This window comes from Candidatus Symbiopectobacterium sp. NZEC135 (assembly GCF_025962695.1).
In genome coordinates this window covers 1-735 of the sequence record NZ_JAGFPF010001080.1, presented here as the reverse complement: position 1 = coordinate 735, position 735 = coordinate 1, and the positions used below count along the sequence as shown (strand labels likewise).

The 735-nt window shown below is 56.7% G+C and carries 1 protein-coding gene and 1 pseudogene; both read left to right on the top strand.

What is annotated here, in order from left to right:
• Positions 1-544 (top strand): SDR family oxidoreductase (locus tag J5224_RS32565; RefSeq protein ID WP_264629065.1); only part of this gene is annotated, 544 nt, incomplete at its 5' end.
• Positions 545-553: 9 nt separating this feature from the next.
• Positions 554-735, top strand: a pseudogene (locus J5224_RS32560) (amidohydrolase); the annotation flags it as partial.

Here is a 735-nt window from a genome sequence, read left to right as displayed (position 1 = left end):
CCCTACCCCCGACATTCTGATCAATAACGCCAGCGGCCCAACGCCGGGTGATTTTCGCGAATGGCAGAGACAAGATTGGCTCGATGCCCTCGACAGCATGATGCTCGGCCCGATTGCCATGATGCGCCTCACGGTTGACGGCATGGCAGAGCGCGGTTTTGGTCGCATCATCAATATCACCTCGCGCAGCGTCAAGATCCCGCAGTTGGAACTGGGCTTGTCCAACAGTGCACGTTCCGGCCTGACGGGTTTTGTCGCCGGATTGGCGCGCACGCAAGTGCACCGCAACGTGACGATCAACAATATCCTGCCGGGCATCTTCGATACCGAAGGCCAATGGCACCATATTCAGTCGCTGAGCGAACAGACCGGACGCGACTTTTCGGCAATCCACAAGGAACGAGCGGCGGCTAACCCGGCTCAGCGCTATGGGCAACCCGAAGAGTTTGGTGCCACCTGCGCATTTCTCTGCTCACAGCAAGCCGGGTTTATCACCGGACAAAACCTGTTGATTGATGGCGGCAGCTATCCCGGTACGTTTTAAGGAATCATCATGACGCCATCTGCACCATCAACAGAGACGCCGCGCGTTAATAAGGCGACAGTAGAGACCTTATTGCCCGAATTGACGGCACTGCGCCGCCAGATTCACCAGCACCCGGAAATCGGTTTTGAAGAGTGGCAAACCGCTCGCTTGATTGCGAGCACCTTAACCGAATGGGGCATTGAGGTTAC